This window comes from Micromonospora sp. NPDC047465 (assembly GCF_040643125.1).
Lineage (GTDB): Bacteria > Actinomycetota > Actinomycetes > Mycobacteriales > Micromonosporaceae > Micromonospora.
Genome location: NZ_JBEYTP010000038.1, coordinates 1 through 5529 on the forward strand (window position 1 = coordinate 1; position 5529 = coordinate 5529).

At 74.9% G+C, this 5529-nt stretch carries 5 protein-coding genes; 2 read left to right on the plus strand and 3 right to left on the minus strand.

Features of this window, described 5'->3' with window-relative positions:
- Positions 1-88: 88 nt before the first annotated feature.
- Complete coding sequence (locus ABZ793_RS26980; RefSeq protein ID WP_357462008.1) at positions 89-559, plus strand: dethiobiotin synthetase; 471 nt, start codon at positions 89-91, stop codon at positions 557-559.
- Between the two features lie 40 nt (positions 560-599).
- Here the strand turns inward: ABZ793_RS26980 and ABZ793_RS26985 are convergent, their stop codons facing one another.
- From ABZ793_RS26985 to ABZ793_RS26995, 3 genes are read right to left on the minus strand one after another with little or no spacing between them, the layout of a single operon-like run.
- Positions 600-995, minus strand: a complete 396-nt coding sequence (locus tag ABZ793_RS26985; protein ID WP_357462009.1) for an MmcQ/YjbR family DNA-binding protein — start codon at positions 993-995, stop codon at positions 600-602.
- Between the two features lie 9 nt (positions 996-1004).
- Positions 1005-2240, minus strand: coding sequence for an MFS transporter (locus ABZ793_RS26990; protein WP_357462010.1), 1236 nt, complete (start codon positions 2238-2240; stop codon positions 1005-1007).
- Entirely contained in the window at positions 2237-3832 is a 1596-nt protein-coding gene (locus ABZ793_RS26995; protein ID WP_357462011.1) for an AMP-binding protein, read from the minus strand. The genes ABZ793_RS26990 and ABZ793_RS26995 overlap by 4 nt, the downstream gene beginning before the upstream one ends.
- A gap of 343 nt (positions 3833-4175) precedes the next feature.
- On the opposite strand from ABZ793_RS26995, the gene ABZ793_RS27000 reads away from it, so the two are divergent.
- Positions 4176-5453: an SGNH/GDSL hydrolase family protein gene (locus ABZ793_RS27000; RefSeq protein ID WP_357462060.1), complete on the plus strand. Its 1278-nt coding sequence runs from the start codon at positions 4176-4178 to the stop codon at positions 5451-5453.
- Positions 5454-5529: the final 76 nt, after the last annotated feature.

Genomic DNA, 5529 nt, shown 5'->3' on the forward strand with positions numbered 1-5529 from the left:
GCGGGCGGTCGGTCGTGACCCCCCCCCCCCCCGGCCCCCCCCGGCCCCCCCCGCCGGGGCGCCACGTCGCGTCGGGCATCATGGCGGCATGGTGCAGGTGGCGGTGTGCGGGCCGGCGACCGCGTCGGGCGCCGAGCTGGCGTACGCCCGCCGGGTGGGCGAGCTGCTCGCCGAGCGCGGCGCCACCGTGCTCTGCGGGGGCGGTGGCGGGGTGATGTCCGCCGTCGCCGCCGGCGCCCGTTCCCGAGCCGGCCTGGTCGTCGGCGTACGCCCCGACGACGGCACCGCGCCCGGCTCCGTGGCGGACGTGTCGGCCACGGTCGTCACCAACATGGGCCAGGCGCGCAACGCGATTCTGGTGTGGAGCGCCGACGCGGTGATCGCGGTCGGCGGCTCGTGGGGGACCCTGTCCGAGGTGGCCCTGGGCATGCGGCGCGGCGGCATCCCGGTGGTGGTGCTCGGCGGGTGGCGGATCCTCGACGCCGAGGGCGTGCCCGTCGACGGACCGCTGCACGTGTCCACCCCGGAGGAGGCGGTCTCGGCGGCGCTGCCGCGGTGACGTCGACCCGCCCGCCGGCCGGCCGATGCGCCGGGGCGGGTCAGACCTGCTGCCCGGCCCGGTACGCCGCCGCGAGGCGCTTCGGCGCCCGGTCCTGCCACGCTTCGACGACGAGCTCGGTCAGCTCGTCGGGGTCGATCCGGTCGAGCCGGACCAGGACGACCGGGTAGCCGGCGAAGTGCGGGGTGGTGAAGTAGACGCCGGGGTCGTCGGCGAGCAGCGCCTCCTTCGCCCCCAGGTCCGGCACGCGCACGCCGAGCACCGGGCCGTCGGGCGCCGCCGCCCCGAGGGCGTCGAGGTCGGCGCGGCGCAGCGGGCGCTCCCAGACGAACGCCCGGTCCCGGACCTTCCACGCCGGCGCCCCCTGGTAGGAGGGGTGCTCGCTCGTCTCCGGCAGCCCCAGCGCGATCCGGCGTACGTCGTCCCACGTGGCCATGTCCCGACCCTACGCCTGACCGACGACGCGCGGTTCCCGCTCGGCCGGCGCGGGGGCCGGCCGGGGGCGGAGGCCGGGCAGCAGCGGCAGCAGGGTGACCACCAGGCAGAACGCGGTCATCACCAACAGGGCGGGGCGGAGACCGAGCGCGGTCACGGACCAGCCGCCCAGCAGCGCGCCCAGCGGCAGGCCCGCGAACGCCAGCGATCCCGCCAGCCCGATCACCCGGGTCTGCAACTCGGGCGGCACCCGCTCGTAGATCGCCACGCCGAGCAGCGGGTTCACCGCCGCGATGCCGATGCCGGACGCGAACGTCACCGCCAGCACCACCGCCAGCTCCTCGCTCAGCGCCAGGACCAGCAGCCGCGGGGCGCCGCTGACCGCCGCCCCGACCACGAAGGCCAGGTACCGGGGCAGCCGCGGGCCGTACGCGGTGAACAGCAGGTTCCCCAGCAGAGCGCCCGCCGAGAACGCGCCCAGCACCAGGCCCAGCCCGACCGGGCTGCGCAGCACGTCGGCCACCCAGAGCGGGATGTAGACGGCGACACTGGCGTTGACCACCATGTTCAGCGCCGAGATCACCAGCAGCATGGTCAGCAGCATCCGGTCGCGGCCGAGGTAGCGGAACCCGCCCGCCAGCGCGCGCAGGTAGCCCTCCGGCCGTGCTGGCGCCGTCGGGGGCGCCGGCGGCTGGACGAGCAGCCCGACCAGCAGTGCGCAGACGGCGAAGCTGGCGGCGTCGATGAGGATCGCCTGGGTCACGCCGAACCACCAGATGAGCAACCCGCCCAGCCCCGCGCCGAGCAGGGTGACCACCCGACCGAGCCCGTCGTAGACGGAGGTCAGCCGGATCAGTCGCACCCCGGCGGCCTCGGCGGCCGGGCGGAACATGACGTGCTTGACCCGGTCGCCGACGCCCCGCAGCGTGCCCACGAGGGCGACCAGCGCGACCAGCGCGCCGAAGCCCAGCCACGGGGTGAGGGCCACCGCGACCATCAGCCCCGCGCTGCCCACGTCGACCAGGATCGAGGTGCGGCGCAGCCCGATCCGGTCCGCCCAGGGGGTGCCCAGCGCACCGGAGAGCAGGTAGGGCAGCGTCTCGGCGGCGGCCACCGCGCCCATCTTCGCGGGGCTGCCGGTGGTCTCCAGCACCAGCCACGGGATCGCCACCACGGAGACCCGGCTGCCGAGGTTCGAGATCAGGTCGGCGGCGACCAGGGTGGTCAGTTCCCGCCGGGGCGTCACGCCACGCTGCCGATCGACGCCTCCGGGTGCTCCACCGCGCTCGGGTGGGCCTCGGCGTACCGGGCCCGCAACGCGCGCTTGTCCACCTTGTTCGAGCGGTTGAGCGGCAGCCGGTCGACGAACTCCACCCCGCCCGGCGCCCAGGTGTCGCTGAGCGTGGCGGTGACCAGGTCGATCAACTCCCGCGCGGTCACCGTCGCGTCGGGCGCCGGCACCACGTAGGCGTACGGCAGCTCGCCGGCGACCTCGTCCGGCACGCCGATCACCGCCGCCGCGCGGACCTGCGGGTGCCCGGCCAGGACGTCCTCGACCGGGCGGGAGTAGATCGGCCAGCTGCGCCGCCGGGTGAGGATCCGGTCCTGCAACCGGTCGACGAGGTAGAGGTAGCCGTCGGCGTCGACGTGCCCGATGTCGCGGGTGCGGACCCAGCCGTCGACCAGCGTCTCGGCGGTCAGCTCGGGCCGGCCGTGGTAGCCGGCGAAGCGCAGGTCGGTGTGCACCCACACCTCGCCGTTCTCACCGGGCGGCAGCACGGTGCCGTCCTCGGCGCGGATCTCGACGCGCACGTCCCCGTACGGCCGACCGCAGGAGCGCAGCCGCTCCGGGTGCTCCGGGTCGTCGGTCAGCCCCGGCAGGGCGGTGATCACCACCGCCTCGCTGAGTCCGTACACGATGCGCAGCACCGGGCCGAAGCGGGCGATGGCCTGGCGCAGGCGGGCGGGTGCGGCGGGCCCGGCGCCCACGTTGAACATGAACATGGCGGAGAAGTCCGCGCCGTCCAGCGCCGGGTGGTCGAGCACCTCGTAGAGCATCGGCGGGGTGACGAAGGTGGAGTTGATCCGCTCCCGCCCCACGGTCTCGATGAACCGCGCCGGATCCCAGCCGTCGCAGGGGAACAGCACCCCGCCGGTGAACAGGTTGAACAGCGTGGTGATCTGGCCGCTGGCCAGCCACATCGGCGAGTGCGACAGGTGCCGCAGCAGCGGGTACCCGGCCGCGCGGAAGTCGGCGGCCAGGGCGAGGATCTGCGCGTAGAAGCTCTCCCGGTGGTGCACCAGCTTGGGCGTGCCGGTGGTGCCGCTGGTCTGGAGGAAGGACTCCGGCGCGGGCGGCCGCGCCGGCAGGTCGTCCCCCGCCGTGGGGGGCCCGGCGGCGGTCAGGTCCGGGCCCGCGCCGCCCGGACCCAGGCAGAAGACCGGCACGCCGGGCAGCCCGGCGACCAGCTCCGGGCCCAGGCTCGCGGGGTCGCGGGCGTCGTAGACGAAGGCGTCGGGGCGGGCCAGCCGGACGAACTCGTCCACCTCGCGGCGGGAGGTGACCGACGCGATCCACATCGTCCGGCAGCCCAGCAGGTGCAGGGCGAGCTGCACCAGCGGCCCCTCCACCGGGTTGCCGAGCGCGACCAGCACCCCGTCGCCCGGCCGTACGCCGTGCCCGCGCAGCGTCGCGGCCAGCCGGCGTACCTCGGCGGCGACGTCGGCGTAGCTGAGCCGGCGCCCGCCGCCGACCAGCGCCTCCCGGTCACCGAAGTCGGCGAACAGCTCCAGTGCCCGGTGTGCGTAGCCGTCCCGTCGCTCCGGTCCGTCAGTCATCCCGCAGCCCCCATCGGCGAAGAGGAGTGGCCGCCCGCCGGCCAACCCGGGGACGTGTACACCGCGTCGGCGGGCCAGCTCGCCGGCGCGGCGGGTGGGCGCGCGCCTCGGCGACCGCACCGCCGCCGTCCGTGAGCGTAGGCACCACCGCCTGTCACGGGACAGAGACCGAACGGCGTTCCGGCCGGACCGGAGGACATTTGATCACGTCGATCAGGTTGATTGACGCCCGTAAAACGGGGCGGCTAGGTTTCTGGACCATCGTCCAGGCGGTGCCGTCAGCGGACGGCCCTGGGCTGCCAACGATGGAGGTTCAATGTCGACCCCGAAGAGATGGCCTGTCATCGCGTCCGCGGCCACGCTGTTGATCGCGGGAACCCCGGCGGTGGTGGCCAGCGCCGGCCCGCCGGATGCCGAGGCGGCCCGCCAGCAGCGGACGGTCTGGGCGGGCAGTTGGGCGGCCGCGGTCACCCGGGGCAACGCGACCGGCCTGACCAACAACGGCCTCAACAACCAGAGCGTCCGGATGGTCGTGCACACCAGCGTGGGCGGACCGCAGTTCCGGGTGCGACTGAGCAACATGTACGGCGAGCAGGCCGTCAAGGTCGGCCGCGCCACCGTGGCGAAGCCGAACACCGCGACCCCCGACGACCTGTCCGACATCGACACCTCGACCCTGCGGGAGCTGACCTTCGACGGGGCCACCTCCGCCACCATGAACCGCGGCGCCGAGCTGCTCAGCGACCCGGTCGCCCTGCCCGTCGGCGACCAGCAGGACCTGGTGGTGACCCTGCACTTCCCGACGCCGACCGGGCCGGTGACCTTCCACGGCCAGTCCCGGCAGACCAACTTCATCGGCGCCACGGACCTCACCTCCGCCGCCGACGGCGCCGGGTTCACCATCCGGCCGAACTGCTGCTGGTTCTTCCTGTCCGGCATCGACGTGCAGCGCCGGCACAGCCCCGGCTCGGTGGTGGTCTTCGGCGACTCGATCGCCGACGGCAACGGCAGCACCGTCAACGCCAACAAGCGCTGGCCGGACCTGCTCGCCGACCGCCTCGTCGACGCCCGCCCCGACGTACGCACCCCGGGCGTGCTCAACCTGAGCCTGGCCGGTAACCGGCTCAACCACGAGGGCACCGAGCCCGGCGCGGGCGGCTTCCCCGGCTACCACGAGCTGGGCCCCAACGCCCTGGCCCGGCTCGACGAGGACGTCTTCGCCCAGACCGACGCCCGGACCGTCGTCACCCACCTGGGCATCAACGACATCTGGATGTCGGGCGACTCCGCCGAGAGCATCATCGCCTCGCTGCGGCAGGTCAACCAGCAGGTGAAGGCGCGCGGCCTGCGCAGCCTGGTGTCGACGCTCACCCCGTACGAGGGGCACGGCAACCCGGGGGTGTGGACGCCCGAGAAGGAGGCCACCCGGCAGGCGGTGAACGCGTGGCTGCGCGGCAGCGACGAGTTCGACGGGCTGCTCGACTTCGACCGGGTGCTGCGCGATCCCGCCCAGCCCAGCCGGCTGCTGCCCGCGTACGACTCGGGTGACCACATCCACCCGAACGACGCCGGCAACCAGGCGATGGCCGACGCCGTGCCGCTGCGACTGCTCGGCCTGTGACATCTGGCGCGGGGGGGGGGGGCCCCCCCCCCCCCCCCCCCCCCCCGGGGGGGGGGGGGACGCACCAGCCGGGGCA

What these genes read in the sequence shown, in the direction of transcription:
- ABZ793_RS26980 (WP_357462008.1), top strand. Translation starts at nt 89, where the DNA reads ATGGTGCAGGTGGCGGTGTGCGGGCCGGCGACCGCGTCGGGCGCCGAG.
- ABZ793_RS26985 (WP_357462009.1), bottom strand. Translation starts at nt 995, where the DNA reads ATGGCCACGTGGGACGACGTACGCCGGATCGCGCTGGGGCTGCCGGAG.
- ABZ793_RS26995 (WP_357462011.1), bottom strand. Translation starts at nt 3,832, where the DNA reads ATGACTGACGGACCGGAGCGACGGGACGGCTACGCACACCGGGCACTG.